Source organism: Pedobacter cryoconitis, from assembly GCF_001590605.1.
GTDB lineage: Bacteria > Bacteroidota > Bacteroidia > Sphingobacteriales > Sphingobacteriaceae > Pedobacter > Pedobacter cryoconitis_A.
In genome coordinates, this window is the sequence record NZ_CP014504.1 from 4,647,945 (window position 1) to 4,666,346 (window position 18,402).

General features: G+C 39.2%; 16 protein-coding genes. 8 read left to right on the top strand and 8 right to left on the bottom strand.

Annotation, left to right across the window (positions count from 1 at the left end; translation table 11 throughout):
• Window positions 1-36: 36 nt before the first annotated feature.
• Together AY601_RS19450 and AY601_RS19455 are read right to left on the bottom strand one after the other, a co-directional pair.
• Window positions 37-2,355 (bottom strand): TonB-dependent receptor, encoded by a 2,319-nt coding sequence (locus AY601_RS19450; RefSeq protein ID WP_068404201.1) that lies wholly within the window; start codon window positions 2,353-2,355, stop codon window positions 37-39.
• A 152-nt stretch (window positions 2,356-2,507) separates the two neighbouring features.
• Window positions 2,508-2,852: a hypothetical protein gene (locus AY601_RS19455; RefSeq protein WP_157288018.1), complete on the bottom strand. Its 345-nt coding sequence runs from the start codon at window positions 2,850-2,852 to the stop codon at window positions 2,508-2,510.
• A gap of 180 nt (window positions 2,853-3,032) precedes the next feature.
• Between AY601_RS19455 and AY601_RS19460 the strand changes: the two genes are divergently transcribed.
• The 5 genes from AY601_RS19460 (at window position 3,033) to AY601_RS19480 (ending at window position 7,935) form a co-directional block, all read left to right on the top strand.
• Window positions 3,033-3,689 (top strand): TetR family transcriptional regulator C-terminal domain-containing protein, encoded by a 657-nt coding sequence (locus tag AY601_RS19460; protein ID WP_068404205.1) that lies wholly within the window; start codon window positions 3,033-3,035, stop codon window positions 3,687-3,689.
• A complete protein-coding gene (locus AY601_RS19465; RefSeq protein WP_232324636.1) occupies window positions 3,634-4,992 on the top strand; it encodes an ABC1 kinase family protein in 1,359 nt (452 codons plus the stop codon). The genes AY601_RS19460 and AY601_RS19465 overlap by 56 nt, the downstream gene beginning before the upstream one ends.
• Window positions 4,989-6,446: an SDR family oxidoreductase gene (locus AY601_RS19470; protein ID WP_068404207.1), complete on the top strand. Its 1,458-nt coding sequence runs from the start codon at window positions 4,989-4,991 to the stop codon at window positions 6,444-6,446. Before AY601_RS19465 ends, AY601_RS19470 begins: the two co-directional genes overlap by 4 nt.
• A gap of 206 nt (window positions 6,447-6,652) precedes the next feature.
• On the top strand, window positions 6,653-7,123 hold the full coding sequence (locus AY601_RS19475; protein ID WP_068404208.1) for a nuclear transport factor 2 family protein: 471 nt from the start codon (window positions 6,653-6,655) through the stop codon (window positions 7,121-7,123).
• A gap of 41 nt (window positions 7,124-7,164) precedes the next feature.
• A complete protein-coding gene (locus AY601_RS19480) occupies window positions 7,165-7,935 on the top strand; it encodes a dienelactone hydrolase family protein (protein WP_068404210.1) in 771 nt (256 codons plus the stop codon).
• On the opposite strand, the gene hisS is transcribed toward AY601_RS19480, so the two are convergent.
• From hisS to pdhA, 3 genes are all read right to left on the bottom strand, one after another.
• A complete protein-coding gene (gene hisS, locus AY601_RS19485; RefSeq protein WP_068404213.1) occupies window positions 7,932-9,332 on the bottom strand; it encodes a histidine--tRNA ligase in 1,401 nt (466 codons plus the stop codon). The genes AY601_RS19480 and hisS overlap by 4 nt on opposite strands.
• A 72-nt stretch (window positions 9,333-9,404) precedes the next feature.
• Window positions 9,405-11,066: a pyruvate dehydrogenase complex dihydrolipoamide acetyltransferase gene (locus AY601_RS19490; RefSeq protein WP_068404215.1), complete on the bottom strand. Its 1,662-nt coding sequence runs from the start codon at window positions 11,064-11,066 to the stop codon at window positions 9,405-9,407.
• Window positions 11,067-11,098: 32 nt separating this feature from the next.
• Window positions 11,099-12,094 (bottom strand): pyruvate dehydrogenase (acetyl-transferring) E1 component subunit alpha, encoded by a 996-nt coding sequence (pdhA, locus tag AY601_RS19495; RefSeq protein WP_068404218.1) that lies wholly within the window; start codon window positions 12,092-12,094, stop codon window positions 11,099-11,101.
• A 235-nt stretch (window positions 12,095-12,329) separates the two neighbouring features.
• Here pdhA and AY601_RS19500 point away from each other — a divergent pair, with 235 nt between their 5' ends.
• Together AY601_RS19500 and AY601_RS19505 are read left to right on the top strand one after the other, a co-directional pair.
• Complete coding sequence (locus AY601_RS19500) at window positions 12,330-12,884, top strand: C40 family peptidase (protein WP_041878629.1); 555 nt, start codon at window positions 12,330-12,332, stop codon at window positions 12,882-12,884.
• Window positions 12,885-12,953: 69 nt separating this feature from the next.
• Entirely contained in the window at window positions 12,954-14,063 is a 1,110-nt protein-coding gene (locus tag AY601_RS19505) for a CapA family protein (protein ID WP_068407739.1), read from the top strand.
• Here AY601_RS19505 and AY601_RS19510 read toward each other — a convergent pair.
• Window positions 14,060-14,245: a hypothetical protein gene (locus AY601_RS19510; RefSeq protein WP_068404220.1), complete on the bottom strand. Its 186-nt coding sequence runs from the start codon at window positions 14,243-14,245 to the stop codon at window positions 14,060-14,062. The genes AY601_RS19505 and AY601_RS19510 overlap by 4 nt on opposite strands.
• A 124-nt stretch (window positions 14,246-14,369) precedes the next feature.
• On the opposite strand from AY601_RS19510, the gene AY601_RS19515 reads away from it, so the two are divergent.
• Window positions 14,370-15,293: an SPFH domain-containing protein gene (locus AY601_RS19515; protein WP_068404222.1), complete on the top strand. Its 924-nt coding sequence runs from the start codon at window positions 14,370-14,372 to the stop codon at window positions 15,291-15,293.
• A gap of 77 nt (window positions 15,294-15,370) precedes the next feature.
• On the opposite strand, the gene AY601_RS19520 is transcribed toward AY601_RS19515, so the two are convergent.
• Both AY601_RS19520 and AY601_RS19525 read right to left on the bottom strand, forming a co-directional pair.
• The gene (locus AY601_RS19520) at window positions 15,371-17,521 is read right to left on the bottom strand and encodes a carboxy terminal-processing peptidase (RefSeq protein ID WP_068404225.1); all 2,151 of its coding nucleotides are present in this window, start codon (window positions 17,519-17,521) and stop codon (window positions 15,371-15,373) included.
• 191 nt (window positions 17,522-17,712) lie between these two features.
• Entirely contained in the window at window positions 17,713-18,384 is a 672-nt protein-coding gene (locus tag AY601_RS19525) for a hypothetical protein (protein WP_068404227.1), read from the bottom strand.
• Between the last annotated feature and the right edge of the window lie 18 nt (window positions 18,385-18,402).

An 18,402-nucleotide genomic window follows, 5' to 3' on the forward strand; every position in this document is an offset into this window, starting at 1 on the left:
CAAACGTGTGTGTGTTTATTTGTGGTGTGTGATGTGCTATTTTTTCAATGTAAATGGAAGAGTTACACCAAAGGTGACACTGCGGCCCATGTTATAAATACCCAAAGTTGGATCTTCATCACTTAGTCTTCCTGGTTTAAAACGGCTCAAATGATCATAATAAGCTTTGTTCAATAAGTTCTTACCAGCTACGTAAATTGTGATATCCTGGTTTTTGCTTAGTTTCAAAGTTGTTCCGATTGATGCGTTTAATAAAGTATAACCTGAGGTTGATTGCTCAAAACTATCAATCTTGGTTTGCTTAAAGTAGTTATCAATTCCTACAGAAACATAAGAATGAGAAGTACCTGCAAGAGTTGGTTCAAAACGCAATTCGTTATGTAAAGTAGCCGCAGGAATAAATGGAAGTGATTGTTTAGTGGTACGGTTTGTTGCCCTGGTATAAGAGAATCCATTCTCAAAGTGGATAAAACTAACCGGGTGTAACGTTAACGATGCTTCTACTCCACGTAAAAAGGCATTATTCTGTACAAAGTTATAAACAGGGAAATCTCTGCCATCTACAGTCTTAGTTGTGCCGTCTGTATTGTAATAAATGTAATCATTAATAAAGTTAGCAAAACCTCCCAGGCTTGCGCTTACGTACTGATTCTGATAGTCAAAAGAAGCATCAAACTGGTAACTCTGCTCTGGCTTAAGGTTTGGATTACCCACTTCGTAACGGAATACACCTTCATGTACACCATTTGAGGCTAATTCTGCAATATTCGGTGCTCTGAAAGCGCTACCGGCATTCGCTTTAAAACTAAAAGCTTCATTAAATTCATGTGTATAACCTAATGCACCGGTAATATGAGAGAATTTATTGCTGAATGCAGGGTAATTTGAGTCGCCACTAAATTCTTTACCTGTCATTTTTCTATAGTCAAAACGAATACCTGCATTAAAGGTATCCTCATCCCATGTTTTTTTAACAAAAGCAAAACCACCGAACGCCTGCGTATCGAAATCAGGAATTAATTGCTCGCTGCCTGCTGTATTTAAACTATGAATATATTCTCCGGAAACACCAACAACTGGTGCCCAGCCATTCACTTCTTTAAATGAATATTTAAGGTCATAACTGTAAGTGTAACTGTTCAGGAATAAATCAGGGCCTGCATCAGCTTCTCCAAGTTCTCTGCGCAAATTGTGCTGATAACCTAAAGTAGCTTTCAAACTTCCTTCTCCTAAAAGAATATTACTGTTTAACGCGATTTTATAATGACGCACATCCTGTTTAGGATAAGCCAGCGTTCTATCTTTATTTTGTGCATCAGAAAAAGGATTGTTATCGTCATCCACTAATTGCCCCGCATCATTCCTTTTAGGATCATAAAAGCCAATATTGGTACGGAAAACAGAAGCGTCTAAATGAGCATATCCCCATTTCTTGTTCAGGCCAACCTGTCCTTCAAAGTTCGTTTCGTTGAAACCTGAGTTAGGGACATATTCGGTAGGTGTTTTATAAGAATATGCATTTTTATAAGATCCGCGTGCTTTGTAGATGAATCCGTTTTCATTTCCCTGCAGCATTAATGAATTGCCGGTCATTCCATTATTGGTAGAATAATTAGTCAGGAATTCACCTCTTAAAGTACCCTCAGGAGCAGGTAATCCATCCAGAATATTAATCACCCCACCCAGGGCATCCGAACCATACATTAAACTTGCCGGGCCTCTTAAAACTTCTACACGGTCTGCACTGTACTGATCGATTTCAATTCCATGCTCGTCTCCCCATTGTTGTCCTTGCTGTTTAACACCGTTGCTCAAAGTAACGACACGGTTGTAACTCAAGCCACGGATCACTGGTTTTGAAATTGCCGGCCCCGTGGTGATTTGAGATACTCCAGGTACACGTGAAATTGCATCAATCAGATTTGTAGATGGGTGGTATAACAAATCCGATTTACTTACTGTAGTGACAGAAGTCGAGTTTTTACGGTTATCAGAGCTGGATGCTGAACCGGTAATCACCACTTCTCTGCCTTCGATAACACTTGGCTCTAAAGCGAATTCAAGGTTTCCGGGATTAGAAAAATCAACTGATTGTGTAATTGTTCTATAGCCAATATAACTAATCTGAACAAGGAAACGACCATGTGCAGGTGCATTTTTGAAGGTAAATTCTCCATTTTGGTTGGTAATTGCCGAAGTACGCAGATCTGGAATAGTAATAGAAGCGCCTGGCAATGGTGTTTTAGTCTGAGCGTCGATAATTTTGCCTTTAAATTCAGCTATATCAGCCGCGAATGTGCTGGTGAAAATAAAAGCTGATAGTAGTACAACTAGAAATAGGTGTATCTTTTTCATATGTCTGTATGGTAATTTTTTTACACGAAGTCCTGAGCTGGCAAGCCCATTCAGGTTTCCTGATCAAATGTGTGTTTGTTTTTTTGGATAAAATTGCCCGAAGCCGTCAGGGTAAAAACCCATCACTGTCCTTGCAATAAATTAGAATTTTCTTATACCTGAGCTGTAGGGGGGCCGCGAAGAGAGGTACTGATTAATGCAGTGTAACTCGCACCGATTATAGCATAGTTTTTCACAACAGCTTTACTCTCCAGTTTAGCCCGGTAAGCGACTGTAGTTGTATAATAGTCCTTTTCAAAATGTGCAGAACAGATCAGACAGTTGTGTCTTTCACTGCCAACATGGAATTTATGCAAACATACTTTACCGTCTTTAGCGCAATAGTCACCCACCTCTTCATGGTGATGAAGAGCGCTCCAGGGCGTAAGTGCAATGGCAAAAACCATGAGCAATAACGTCGCGAAAATGCGGCTGATATGTAAGCGTCTGTTGTTCAATTAGACACAAAAGTAATCAAATCTGCACAATTCAGGTAATCTTCACGTAACATTGCTTTGATATGGGCTAAATAAGCGACCTGATATGTCATCAGAATGCTTTTATTCAGTCACAAGCTACCTCATTAAGCAATTTGGAAAACTATTCTGAGCCCTAAATCGTTAATAAAGAAAAAAGGTATGGCAACGGCTCAACAAATCAGAACTGCTTACATCGATTACGTACTAACGCAGGACGAAAAACCCAAATCAGTTTATAGTTTCGCAAAAAAAATAAAGATTTCAGAAGCTGAGTTTTACGAATTCTATAGCTCTTTCGAAAGTATTGAAAAAATGGTTTGGGCAGACCTCACTGTCGATGTAATCAGTACTATTCAGCAACAGGAAGTTTGGGCCCAGTATTCTTCGAGGGACAGAATGCTGTCTTTTTTCTACAGTTATGTAGAATTACTAAAGCGACATAGAAGCTTTATTGTCTACAGTCTTAAAAGTCACCAGGACAGATTTGCTACGCCAAAGGTATTATCAGGCGTAAAGCCTATTTTCGAGAATTTCGCAGAGGAATTAATTAATGAGGGATTGGAATCGGGAGAATTGGCAGACCGTAAGTTCTTCAGCAAGCGTTATAAAGATGCACTTTGGGTTCAGTTTGCATTCATTCTGAATTTTTGGGTGAATGATGACAGCACTGACTTTGAAAAAACGGATGAAGCTATTGAAAAAGGGATCAATGTAACGTTTGATTTATTCCAGCGCTCCCCTATTGATAATCTTTTTGAGTATGGTAAATTCTTATCCAGAAACGGAAAGTTTGCAGAAAGCAGGGGTAGAGCATAACATGGCTGAACAGAACAGTATTCCAGTAACTAAAACAGAGCGCTCTGCTAAATTTGTTAAAACAGGTTTTCAGATTGGCGGCAATTATATCAAACATTATTCTAAAAAGCTATTTAATCCGCAGTTAGGAAGAGATGAGCTGAATGAGGATAATGCAACGGATATTTATAAATCATTGAGTGAGCTGAAAGGAAGTGCTTTGAAAATTGCACAAATGCTCAGTATGGATAAAAATATCCTCCCGAAATCATATGTAGACAAATTCACACAGTCACAATACAATGCACCGCCGCTTTCAGGGCCGCTGATTGTCCGGACATTTACAAAGAATTTTGGTAAACCTCCAGAAGTAATTTATGATAAATTTAACTTGGTTTCCACCAATGCTGCTTCTATCGGACAGGTGCATGAGGCAGAGCTGAATGGAAAAAAATTAGCTGTTAAGATTCAATATCCGGGAGTTGGGGATAGTATTTCTTCAGACCTGAAATTAGTAAAACCTTTTGCTTTTCGTTTATTGGGAATGAGCGAGAAAGAGCTTAATATTTATATCAAAGAGGTAGAGGAACGTTTGCTAGAGGAAACGGATTATGAGTTAGAGGTTCGCCGTTCTATCGAGATTACTGAAGCTTGCAAGGATCTGAATAATATAGTCTTCCCTATTTATTACCCTGAACTTTCGGGTAAAAGGATAATCACGATGGACTGGATTGAAGGCTTGCATCTCAAAGAGTTTCTTCAGACCAATCCTTCTCAAGAACTCAGAAATAAAATCGGGCAGGCTTTATGGGATTTTTATAATTTCCAGCAGCATGAATTGAGGGCTGTACATGCAGATCCCCATCCTGGAAATTTCATGATTACTGCAGACGAGAAATTAGGAGTGATAGATTTTGGTTGTATTAAAGAATTACCGGATGATTTCTACATTCCTTTCTTTTCATTGATTTCATCTGATGTGATCAAGGATAAAAATAAAACTATTGAGGCTTTCAGAAAGCTGGAAATGATCCATCCGGATGATGATGCTGCGCAGATTGAGTTTTATTATAAAGCATACCTGGAAATGATCCAGCTATTTGCGAAACCTTATACGAGCAAAACTTTTGACTTCAGTCAACCTGAGTTTTTTGCGCAGCTGTACGCTTATGGAGAAAAAATCGCCAAAATGCCGGAGTTTAAACAGGCCAGGGGGGTGAAACATTTCATTTATGTGAACCGCACAAATTTTGGATTATATACAATTTTACAAGAGTTAAAAGCAGTTATTCAAACAGATACGTACAATCCACATATAGCATGAAAGTCCTGCTGACCGGCGCAAACGGCTATATAGGGACCAGATTATTGCCTGTTTTACTTGAGCAGGGACATGAGGTGGTTTGTATGGTTCGTGATCCGCGCCGTTTTGCAGAAGAATCTGACTTTGGTGATCAGGTAAAGATCATTACTGCCGATTTATTACATCCGGAATCCTTAAGCAATATACCTGAAGACATTGATGCAGCTTATTATCTGGTGCATTCGATGTCTTCGGGAAATCAAAAGTTCGCTGACCTGGAATTTGAATCGGCAATGCATTTTGTGAAAGCGATACAGCAAACATCTTGCCGCCAGCTGATTTACCTTACGGGGATTGCAAATGATGAGAATCTTTCTGTGCATTTGACTTCCCGGCTTTCTGTGGAAGATGAACTTAAAAATTCAGGTATTGCCTTTACCATTTTACGTGCCGCGATCATTATCGGGTCGGGAAGTGCTTCTTTTGAGATTATACGTGATCTTGCGGAAAAATTACCTGTTATGGTTGCGCCTAAATGGGTCAATACCAAGTGTCAGCCGATTGGTATCCGGGATGTGCTGGGTTATCTGACCGGGGTATTAATGAATGAAAAAGCTTTCGATCAGATTTTTGACATTGGAGGCCCGGATATACTGACCTATAAGGAAATGATTCTTCAGTATGCTGCTTCCAGAAATCTGAAACGCTGGATACTCACCGTGCCGGTACTCACGCCAAGATTATCTTCTTTGTGGCTTTATTTAGTAACTGCTGTGCCTTATTCGTTAGCAAGAAGTTTGGTTGACAGCATGAAAAATGAAGTAATCTGTAAGGATGAACGGATCAAAGAAATTGTGCCGGGTACCTGTTTCACTTATAAAAAGGCATTGAAGCTTGCTTTTGAAAAGATAGAACAGCATTCAATTGTTTCGAGCTGGAAGGATGCCTTAAATAGAGGTTATCTGAATACTTCCTTTATGGATCAGGTAAAAGTACCTCAGAATGGTACGCTGGAATATAAAGTTAAAATGTCTTTTAAACGAGACCCTGAAGAGGTTTTTGAAAACATCTGGAGCATTGGAGGTAGCAGGGGCTGGTATTATGCAGACTGGCTCTGGAATTTAAGAGGTTTCATTGATAAATTATTTGGTGGTGTGGGTACCAGAAGAGGGCGCACCAATACTGTTTCTATACATGCAGGGGATGTGATTGATTTCTGGCGTGTATTGCTTGCTGATAAGAAAAATGCGAGGTTACTGCTTTATGCGGAGATGAAAGTACCGGGAGAAGCCTGGCTTGAATTCAAAGTGATCAATTATCGCGGGGAAGCATTTTTATCGCAGATTGCAACTTTCAGACCTTCAGGCTTATGGGGCAGGATTTATTGGTATGCCATGTTTCCCTTCCATATCTTTCTTTTTAAAGGAATGGCGAGACAAATTACCACTTATGGTTCAAATACTAAAGTCGTTTAAAAGACAAAGGTATAGTCGCCACAACTATACCTCTGCTAACCTATAAACTTGTATATAAGACGTAAATGAGTTGAAAAGGTTTCAAAGCATTTATTTTATTTTTCAACCTTTCCACATTCTTCCCGGATTAGCCGCGGCCAATAATCATTACCGCCCAGAATTATACTTATATTAGTGTTGTCCAAAATGGGACATTATCTACTATTATGAAACCTAACGAAAACCTCATTCATCATTTTTACACTTGTTTTAAAAACAAAGATTTTAAGGGTATGCAAGCTTGTTATGCAGATAACGCCACTTTTAGTGATGCCATATTTAAAGATCTGGATGCTGCGCAGGTGCGCAGTATGTGGGAAATGCTAATTAAAAGCGGCAAAGATATGCGTGTAGAATACAATCATGTTCAGACAGGCGGAGAAACAGGCACTGCTGAATGGGTGGCGCATTACACATTTTCGGCTACCGGCAAAAAAGTGGTCAATAGGGTTAAAGCGTCTTTCGTTTTTGAAAATGGAAAGATAGTTCAGCATACAGATCATTTCAATTTCTATAAATGGTCAAGCCAGGCTTTAGGTTTACCGGGTATTTTATTGGGATGGACAGATTTCCTGAGAAATAAGATCAGCAAACGGGCGGCTGAAAACCTCCGTTTATATATAGCTGCTCACAATTAAACATTATAAGTTCATTTCTTGTTATACTAAAAACTAAATAAATGAAACCAATTCTTACCATCGCCATGACACTGATCGTATCTGGTTCCTTTGCACAGCTTAAACCTGTTGCTTATCAGGATGGCCAGCAGCAATTAAAGGGGCTCGTGATTTCACCAGCTAAAGCCACACAAAAAAAGGCAGGAGTACTTATTTTGCCAGCCTGGAAAGGGATCGATAACACTGCAAAAGAATCGGCCGAAAAATTGGCCGGTCTTGGGTATTACGCATTTGTGGCTGATATTTATGGAGAAGGCCATTATCCGAAAGATGCAAAAGAAGCTGGCCAGCAATCAGGTTATTATAAAAAGAATGTTGCTGCTTACCAGCAAAGAATTAAGCTTGCTTTACAGCAGTTAATTAAAGCGGGTGCTGATCCAGCGAGAATCGTTGTGATTGGTTATTGTTTTGGCGGCACAGGAGCTCTGGAAGCTGCAAGAGCTGACTTTCCTGTTAAAGGCGTAGTTTCTATCCACGGCGGGTTGGCGCAATATGCAGGCGAAAGAGCTGTAAACCCTATTCACACCAAGGTATTGGTTTTACATGGTGCGGACGATCCATCGATGACTAATGAACAGGTTTTAGGTTTCCAGCAGGAAATGAGAACTGCTAAAGCAGACTGGCAAATGATTGAGTATGCGAATGCTGTACATGCGTTTACAGACCGTGAAGCGGGAAATGACAATTCAAAAGGTGCAGCTTACAATGAGCTGGCCTCGAAAAGATCATGGAAACATATGTTGTTATTTTTTGATGAAATATTAGCCAATTAACTGGCTAATATTTCTGTTTTAAGTATTTCGATAATAGAAGCAGCAGAGATTTTTTGCTGTTCGCCTGTATGCATATTTTTGAAAGTAAGGATGCCACTTTGCAATTCATCGCTTCCGATCAGGATTACATAAGGGATCGATTTGGCATCTGCATAACTCATTTGCTTTTTAAGCTTTGCTGAAGATGGATAAAGTTCAGCAGCAATATTTGCATCTCTAAGTTGTTGTAATATAGGTAAAGCGTAAAGTTCCGATTCCGCATCAAAATTACTGATCAGCACTTTTGTTCCGGCAGCAGCTGATTCAGGGAACAGGTTTAATTCTTCTAAAACGTCATAGATCCGGTCAGCTCCGAAAGAGATCCCTACTCCTGTCAGTCCTTTTAATCCAAACATTCCAGTCAGGTCATCGTAACGGCCACCTCCGCAAATGCTGCCCATTGCTGCTTCATTGGTTTTTACCTCGAAGATACAGCCGGTATAATAGTTCAGGCCACGGGCGAGTGTAATGTCAAGTTCAAGGTCTGGTTGTCTTAAGTCACTGTTTTTTAATAGTCCTTGTACATAAGTAAATACCGTTTCAATTTCAGCTATCCCTTTTAATCCAACTTCCGAAGTTGCCAGCACTTCTTTTAGGCGGTCAAGTTTCTCTGCATTCGTTCCTTCTAACAGGATCACTGGTTTTAAACGTGTAATATCGCCTTCGGTAAAACCTCTTTCCAGCAGTTCTTTGGTTACCCCTTCAAAACCGATCTTATCCAGTTTATCGATGGCAACTGTCATATCAATAATCAATTCTGGTTTACCGATAATTTCAGCAATTCCAGAAAGAATTTTACGGTTATTTAATTTAATGGTAAAGTCAGTCATTCCCAGGTTACAAAGGGCTTCCTGGTAGATTAGTACAAATTCTGCTTCGTTCAACAGGCTTTCTGAACCTACTACATCTACATCGCATTGGTAGAATTCACGGTAACGGCCTTTCTGAGGTCTGTCAGCTCTCCATACGGGCTGAACCTGGAAACGTTTGAAAGGAAGTGCAATATCGTTCTGGTGCATCACTACATAGCGTGCAAAGGGTACAGTTAAGTCGTAACGCAATGCTTTCTCACTAATCGAGGAAATCAGTGCATTAGAGTTTAAGGTGCTTAAATGGTCCGCATTCGCTTTAGAAAGGTAATCTCCTGAGTTCAGGATCTTAAAAATCAATTTATCGCCTTCATCACCGTATTTACCAGTCAGGGTAGAAAGGTTTTCCATCGAAGGAGTTTGTATTTCTGCATAACCATATTTCTTAAATACCTTTTTAATGGTATCGAATATGTAATTACGTTTCACCATTTCCTGAGGTGAAAAATCACGGGTTCCTTTTGCTAAAGACGGTTTAATGTTTGACATGGGGGCAAAAGTACAAAAAGTAGCACGCATAAAAAAAGCTGCCGGAGCAGCTTTTTAAATATTTCAATAGTATTAAACTAATAATCTTACTGGTTCTTCTAATAATGCTTTGAATGTTTGTAAGAATGCAGCACCTGTAGCGCCATCTACCGTACGGTGATCACAGCTCAAAGTAACTTTCATTACATTTCCAGGAACAACAGCACCATTTTTAACTACTGGTACTTGTGAAATCCCGCCTACTGCAAGGATACAAGAATCAGGTGTATTAATAATAGCTGTAAATTCATCAATACCGAACATACCTAAGTTAGATACGGTGAAAGTTGAACCTTCCCAGTCTGAAGGCTGAAGTTTTTTAGCTTTTGCACGTTGTGCGAAATCTTTAACCTCAGCTGAGATACGTGACAATGATTTTCCATCAGCAAAACGTACCACAGGAACTAATAATCCGTCTTCAACGGCAATAGCTACTCCAACGTTCACATGTTCATTGTAACGGATTTTATCCCCTAACCATGAAGAGTTCACATTTGGATGTTGTTTTAAGGCAACAGCCACTGCTTTGATCACTAAATCATTGAATGAAAGTTTAACCGGAGAGAATTCATTCATCTTCACACGTGCAGCCATTGCAGCATCCATATCAATACTCATCGTAAGATAGAAGTGCGGCGCAGTGAATAAGCTTTCTGATAATCTTTTCGCGATTACTTTACGCATTTGAGAAACTGGTTTCTCTGTATATTTTTCTTCGCCGATATATTGTGCAAGAACTGGTGCTGATTTCTCAGCAGATGCAGGAGCTGAAGCAGCTTCTGTACCTTTTGCAGCCGCAGCAGCAGGCTTGAAGTTTTCGATATCTTTCTTAATGATACGGCCACCATCAGCACTACCTGCAACCTGTGCAAGATCTATACCTTTTTCTTTTGCAATTCTTTTAGCTAAAGGAGAAGCTTTCAGGCGTGAACCATCAGCTGTATGTGTTTCTTCTTGTGCTTCTGCAGGAGCAGCTTCTTTAACAGGAGCATCTGCTTGATCAGCAGCTGGTTTATCTGCAGCAGGTTTTGCCGGAGCATCACCCTGGTTTAATATTCCGCTGATATCAAATCCTTCCGGACCTACTATCGCGATAATACCGTTTACTTTTGCAGCAGCTCCTTTTTCTACACCAATATGTAATAAAGTTCCATCTGCATAACCCATTACTTCCATAGTCGCCTTATCGGTTTCTACATCAGCAAGGATATCATCATTTTTAATTTTATCACCTACTTTTTTATGCCATTCAGCAATTACGCCTTCAGTCATGGTATCGCTTAACAATGGCATACGGACTACCGTAACCCCTTGTTTTTCCAGATCAGCATCAGTTACCGCAGCACCTTTTGTTTCAGCTTTCGGAGCTTCTTCAACAGGTTTTTCTTCAGCAGCTTTTTCCCCTTTTGCCGGTGCAGCAGCACCTTCTGCGTCAAGAGCAGCTTTATAATCTTCGCCTTCTTTACCGATAACTGCAATTACAGCATCAACAGGAACAGCTTTACCTTCTTCTACACCAATAAAAAGGATGGTGCCATCCCAGTAGGATTCCAGATCCATAGTCGCCTTATCGGTTTCTACTTCTGCCAGAACATCTCCACTTTTAACTTTATCGCCAACTTTTTTATGCCACTTCGCCATTACCCCTTCGGTCATGGTGTCGCTCATTTTGGGCATCTTAACTACTTCAGCCATTCTATAATATCAATTGAAAATAGGTTGTAAAATTAATCTTGGATATATGGATAGTCTTGTTGCACATAAACATCAGTATATAATTCTGATGCTTCAGGCCATGGTGACTCTTCAGCAAATTTCACAGACTCATCCACGATCTGTTTCACTTTAGCTTCAATTTCCTCAATCCATGCTTGATCAGCATACTTTTCGTTAAGAATAGTTTCTCTTACTGATTCAATCGGATCTTTAGCTTTATATTCTTCTAATTCGTCTTTAGTACGATATTTAGCAGGGTCAGACATCGAATGTCCACGGTAACGGTAAGTTCTCATTTCTAAGAATGTTGGTCCTTCACCATTACGGGCACGCTGAGCTGCTTCATCCATTGCATTGTGAACAGCAACGGGATCCATTCCGTCAACCGGGGCACATGGCATATCGAATCCTAAACCGATTTTGTAAAGATCTAACATGTTAGTCGTACGCTCTACAGAAGTTCCCATTGCATAACCGTTGTTCTCACAAACAAAGATTACAGGAAGTTTCCATAACATGGCCATATTGAAGGCTTCATTCAATGCGCCCTGACGAACAGCACCATCACCCATATAGCAAACGTTTACGTTTTTAGTCCCTTTATATTTTTCAGCAAATGCGATACCTGCACCTAATGGTATTTGACCACCTACGATTCCGTGACCACCATAAAAATTATGTTCTTTGCTAAACATGTGCATTGAACCACCTTTACCTTTGGAACAGCCAGTAGCTTTACCGTACATCTCTGCCATTATACTGTTTGCACTTACACCTTTCGCCAAAGCATGAGCGTGATCACGATAAGCGGTGATCATAGAATCTTCAGGTTGTAATGCAGAAATCGCTCCGGCAACAACAGCCTCCTGACCTATGTATAGATGACAAAAACCACGGATTTTCTGTTGTCCGTAAAGTTGACCAGTTTTCTCTTCGAATTTACGCATTAGTAACATCGACTCAAACCACTTCAGATAGGTATCCTTATTAATTTCTACTGCACTCATTTTTGGCTATTGATTTTTATTTATGAGAGCAAATCTACTTTTTTATTGTAATATATCGAAGGATTAGTGTAAAATGCATGTGAGCAATGACCGTAAAATGTTAATAACTCATACATTTCATCAAAATACATTTGGATAACATATCTAATTTACATAGTTTTGACAACCTGACAATAAGCCTTAGCTGGTGTACGTTTAAGTGCAAGTGCCTTTTACCCAAACTTAACAGTGTAACATGATAAAAAAATTTTTGTTTTCTGCCCTTATTGCTTTGTGCAGCGTAACTGCTTTAAACGCGCAAACTAAAACAAAAGAAACCAACAAATTAGAGGATCCTGATAACTTAGCTTCCCAATATTTCTCCCAGGTTATGGGTATCGCAGTCGACGCGACATCTAACGTTAAGCTCTACAAATTCATTTATGAATGGATAGGAACCCCTTACCGGTTTGGAGGAAATACCAAGAAAGGAATAGATTGTTCAGCATTTACCAAGGCGATCTACGACAAAGTTTTCAACACTACATTGTTAAGAAATTCAAGAGACATCTTCAGCATGGTAGACCCACTACCTAAAGATGAACTAAAAGAAGGAGACTTAGTCTTCTTTAAAATCAGAAGTACAAGAATCACACATATCGGAATTTATTTAGGTGACAACCGCTTTGCTCACGCATCTTCTTCAAGAGGTGTTGTAATCAGCAATTTGAATGAGCCTTATTATTCACGCTTCTTTTATAAAGGCGGACGGATTCTTGAATCTGCTAAAAAAGATTTAATCGAAGAATAATATCTTCTGTACCAATAGCTATACGATCCTTCTAAATTATTTTAGAAGGATTTTTTTATGAATGAAAAGATGAAAACAAAAATAACCTGCTTTATTCTCCTTGCTGTAGCAACCAGCCTGATTTTATTGAGCTGTACAGGAAATGTGAATATGGCTGCTGAGCAACATACAGCTGTTCAAAGAGATACGACTTCAAAATCAAGAAAGGATACACTGACTATTACCGCTGTTGGCGACATTATGCTGGGCTCTGCATATCCTTCAAAGTCAAATCTGCCTGCAGATGATGCAGTTGGCAGTTTTAAAAATGTAGCTTCTTTTTTAAAGGGGGATATCGTATTCGGAAATTTGGAAGGATGTTTTCTGAATACCGGGAAATCAACGAAGTGTAAGGATACTATTGGCAATAGCTGTTTCGCTTTCAGAATGCCGGAACGTTATGCAGGAATTTATAAGGAAGCAGGGTTTAATTTATTGAGTGTAGCGAATAACCATGTTGGGGATTTTGGCTGGAAAGGAAGAAAACGCAGTGCTGCAATCCTGGATTCACTGGACATTAAATATGCTGGTTTAACTTCTCACCCGTATACAATTTTTGAAAAAGACAGTGTTAAATATGGTTTCTGTGCTTTTGCACCTAATGAAAATACGGTTTCTATCAACCAGGCAGATAGTGCAAAGCAATTGGTTGCTTTCCTAAAAAAGCAGGTCGATATTGTAATTGTTTCTTTCCATGGTGGTGGTGAGGGCGCAAGGTTTGAGCATGTACCCAGAACTAATGAGATCTTCTATAAGGAAAACCGGGGGGATGTTTATGCTTTCGCGCATGCGGTAATTGATGCTGGTGCAGATATTGTATTAGGACAAGGTCCTCATGTTACGCGTGCGGTTGAGGTTTACAAAAACAAGTTTATTGCGTATAGCCTTGGGAATTTCTGTACGTATGGGATGTTCAGCCTAAAAGGTCCGAATGGCTTTGCTCCGCTTTTACAGGTAAAGATCAATGGCAAGGGAGATTTTTTATATGCTGATGTTATTTCTGTAAAGCAGGATAAAGTTCACCGCCTTACTTTAGATACAGCACAAACTGCTTTCAAAAAAATAATTTCTTTAACAGCTGCCGATTTCCCTGGCCATCGTCTAAAGTTTACTGACCAGCAGATCCGGGTGAAGGATTAAGCCTCATCTTTTGTATTTTTAATCAGCCCGATACCTGAGAAAAAGAATATGATACTGATTACTGCGGAAACTAAAAGTTCACGTGTCATCATTGTATGTTTTACAAATCCGATACCCGCGTAGATCAGGCCAATAATGCCAAGGATAGTTAAGATTGTACCGAAAGTTCTTTTTACGTTCATGATGATTAAGTTAATTCAAATCTTCTTATACAATATCTGTGCCCGGAGTCTTTAACTACAGGAAGATTCGCATATGATAGTTATTCCGTATCTTGAAAAAGTTTAACTTATTTAATTATTAATCATGAATTACGCCATGTACATTTTTTTCTTCTTTGTCCTGATCGTGCTTTTTAGCTCTTTTGTAACGGTAAAGCAAGGTACAATTGCAGTTGTTACGGTCTTTGGAAAGTATAGACGCCAGTTAAGGCCAGGACTGAATTTTAAAATTCCGCTTATTGAGGTTATCCACTCCAGGATCTCTATACAGAACCGTTCAGTGGAGTTATCTTTCCAGGCAGTGACGCAAGATCAGGCCAATGTATATTTTAAGGCCATGCTGCTCTATTCAGTGTTGAATCACGATGAAGAAACGATTAAGAACGTTGCTTTTAAGTTTGTAGATGCAACCAATCTGATGCAGGCACTGATCCGTACCATTGAGGGTTCTATCAGGGCTTATGTAGCGACTCAGAAACAGGCTAATGTTTTAGCACAGCGAAATGAGATTGTAATGCATGTGAAAGAACAGATTGATATTGTTTTAGAATCATGGGGTTATCATTTACAGGATCTTCAATTAAATGATATTACTTTCGATGATGAGATTATGCGCTCTATGAGCCGTGTAGTAGCTTCAAATAATCTTAAAGCTGCCGCAGAGAATGAAGGACAAGCTTTATTAATTACGAAAACCAAGGGTGCTGAAGCTGATGGTAATGCCATTAAAATTGCCGCAGCGGCAGAACGTGAGGCCGCACAATTGCGTGGACAGGGTATCGCTTTATTCAGAGCTGAGGTTGCGCATGGTATGACCAAAGCTGCGCAGGAAATGGAAGAGGCAAATCTTGATATCTCGGTGATCTTGTTCACCATGTGGACTGAATCTATCAAGCATTTTGCAGAGAACAGTGATGGTAATGTGATTTTCCTTGACGGTTCTACCGACGGAATGAACAAAACAATGAAAGAAATGATGGCTATGCAAGTACAGAAGCCTAAGAACTAATAGTATTTAAAATTAACAGGTATTAAAAAGGCCCTTTTCAGATATGAAAGGGCCTTTTTAATTTTATGGATTGTTGGTTATGGCTTAAGCTGGATAAAGTCTCCCATCACTCTCAAGCTTTCATCCTGGAAGAAGTCAAAATCTTCTTTCTTCTTGATCTTGTCTCCTTTTTTAACAGGTGGCAGACCTCTTGAAGCTCTAAGCTTATTAGTTTTTTCCAGAGATTTAGCTTCCAGGCTATCTCTTTCTGATTTCAGTTTGCCTTCGTTCAAAGTCACAGAAGTTTCCTGATCACGTTTCTTCATATCAGCAATTCCCTGGATCAGCACTTTATAATCCAGTGATTTCTCCATTCTTGCATCATGCAGTTTAACCAGTTCTGGCTTCACAGCAGCTAAGTTGGCAACTGCGATAAAGTTAGATTTCTGAACTTCATCCCATGGCAATGCTGATGTTTCTGTGTCTTCTCCAATTTTATCCATTGGATAGAAAGATGGTAGCGTAATATCAGGCATTACTCCTTTATGCTGTGTACTGCTCCCATTTACGCGGTAGAATTTAGCCATAGTCAGGTTGATCTGTCCAAGCTGAGGAGTATCTTTTCCGCCTTTGATAGTCAAACCAGAACCTGGGGCACCTTTCTGTACCAAACTTGCCAGACGTTGCAGGATAGAAGGATTAACCAGTTTATTTAGATCAATTGACGACTGAACAGTTCCTTTACCATAGGTCTGTGTACCAATAATAATTCCTCTTCCATAGTCCTGAATTGCTCCTGCAAAGATCTCTGATGCCGAAGCACTCAAACGATCTACCATCACACCGAAAGGACCAGACCAGGCAACACCCGGATGTTCGTCACTGCTGACCTCTACATTTCCTTTTAAATCTTTAACTTGAACGACAGGCCCTTTATCAATAAATAATCCTGTTAAATCAATTGCTTCTAACAATGAGCCACCGCCATTTGCACGAAGGTCCATCACAATTGCATCAACTTTATCTTTATTTTTCAGGGTATCAATTAATAGTTTTACGTCGCGGGTTGTACTTTTATAATTTGGATCTCCTGCATTGGCTGCTTTAAAATCTGCATAGAATGCAGGAACAGTAATGATTCCTATTTTATAAGGCTTGCCATTGGACTCAATAGTTTTTACTTCTTTTTTAGCAGACTGATCTTCCATCACGATGCGCTCTCTGATGAGCTCAACGATCACAGGTTTAGAAGACATATCCTGACCTACAGGAATGATTTTCAATCTTACTTTAGTGCCTTTAGGACCTTTTATTTTAGCAACGGAGTTATCTATTCTCCATCCGATAATATCTTCGAATTCTCCTGTTGCTTGTCCTACGGCAACAATTCTGTCACCTGAGTTTAGTAGTTTACTTTTAAAAGCTGGTCCACCAGGAATGATCTCTGAAATTTTCAATACATCATTTTCCAATTGCAGACGTGCACCGATCCCTTCAAAAGAACGTGCCATATCTTCATTGAACTGAACAGCTTTAGCTGGATTAAAGTAATTGGTGTGCGGATCAATAGTTTCTGTAAAAGCATCCATGATCATCTGGAATACATCCTGATTGTTCAATTTAGAAGACTGTGACTTCAGATTCTGATATCTTTTGGTCAGTGTTTCTACATTTTTGGCTTCAGCTGTACCGGCGATCTTTAAATTGATCAGTTCATATTTAACTCTCTTTTTCCAAATATCATTTAAAGCAGCCGTAGAAGTTACCCATGGCATTTTCTCTCTGTCAAATACGTAAGTATCATTCTGGTTGAAATCATATTTATCTTTGATATGTGCCATCGCATAATTCAAGGTTTCGTTATATCTTTTAGAGTAAACATTGAATATATAAAATGGAGCGCTTAAATCACCTGCTCTGAAAGCATCATCGAGTGTGCTACGGAATTGTTCGAAATCTTTAATATCTGAAGCCAGGAAATAACTTCTGTATGGATCCAGCGCCTTGATATATTTATCAAGCACGAGAGAGGAAATAGAATCGTTTACTGTTAATTTCTTATAGTTATAGTTTTCTATAAGTGCCACGATTTCCTTGCATACCAAACTCTGCTGCTCATCAGGCTTAATATTAGGGATACCTTCAACCAGCTGTTGTGGTTTTGGAGCGGCCGAGCAGGCAAGTACAGCTGCAGTGAAGGTTACCAGTAATATTCTTTTCAACATCTCTTTAAATAATTTAAAATCCATTTTTATTATAACAACCAATATGATACCAATTTCTCAAATAAACAGAAAAGAGACAGCATTATACTGTCTCTTTTCTGTAATCTTTATCAAAGATAATTAAATAGTGTTCAATACGGCTTATATCAATAATTAAAATAAATGCTAACACACACATAAACAGCATTTTCAATGGAGCTTAAAAAGAGTCGAATTTATTTTAATGTGCTCTTTTTTTCTGCAATAGAAGTTCTGGCCAGTTTAAATTGGCCTTTAAACTGATTTAATTTAGTCGTTTTAGCAAATAATTCTGCACGATTGATATCCTTTAAGGCTAAAGAATATTCTTTTTTCTTCATTTTCACCTGCACAAGACCGAGTATGGAGTCTATATATGCAGCGTTATTATTGACTTGTCTGGCTAAAATTCCTTGTTGGGTAAAAAACCACATAGATTGTGTCAGCTTATTTGCTGCCAGATAAATTTTACCTAATTGGTTGTAAGAAGCCATTTGTCCAACCCTGTTCCCGAAACGCGAATAGGTTTTAAGTGCAACGTTTAAAGTCACCTGTTCAGCCTCTGTATAGTGCTCCATGAGGTAATGAACATTGCTCAACCTTAAAAGAGAAGCACCGTAACGGGAAAAATTCTTAGCGTTATTGTATTCAAAAGCAGCCTTTCCAAACAGGGTAACCGCATCATTTAAATCTCCATTCTTTTCATTCTTCTCTGCTTGTTCAAAATAGAGATCGCCATCTGCTCCGGATACAGCGATGGTGATTGAACCATTGTTTGAGAGTGGTTCTTGTTGAATAAAGGTATTTGTTTGTGCCATTGCTGACCCGGAGAATCCCAGGCATAACAGAGCGAAACAGAGTTTATACATATTACAAATATATATATT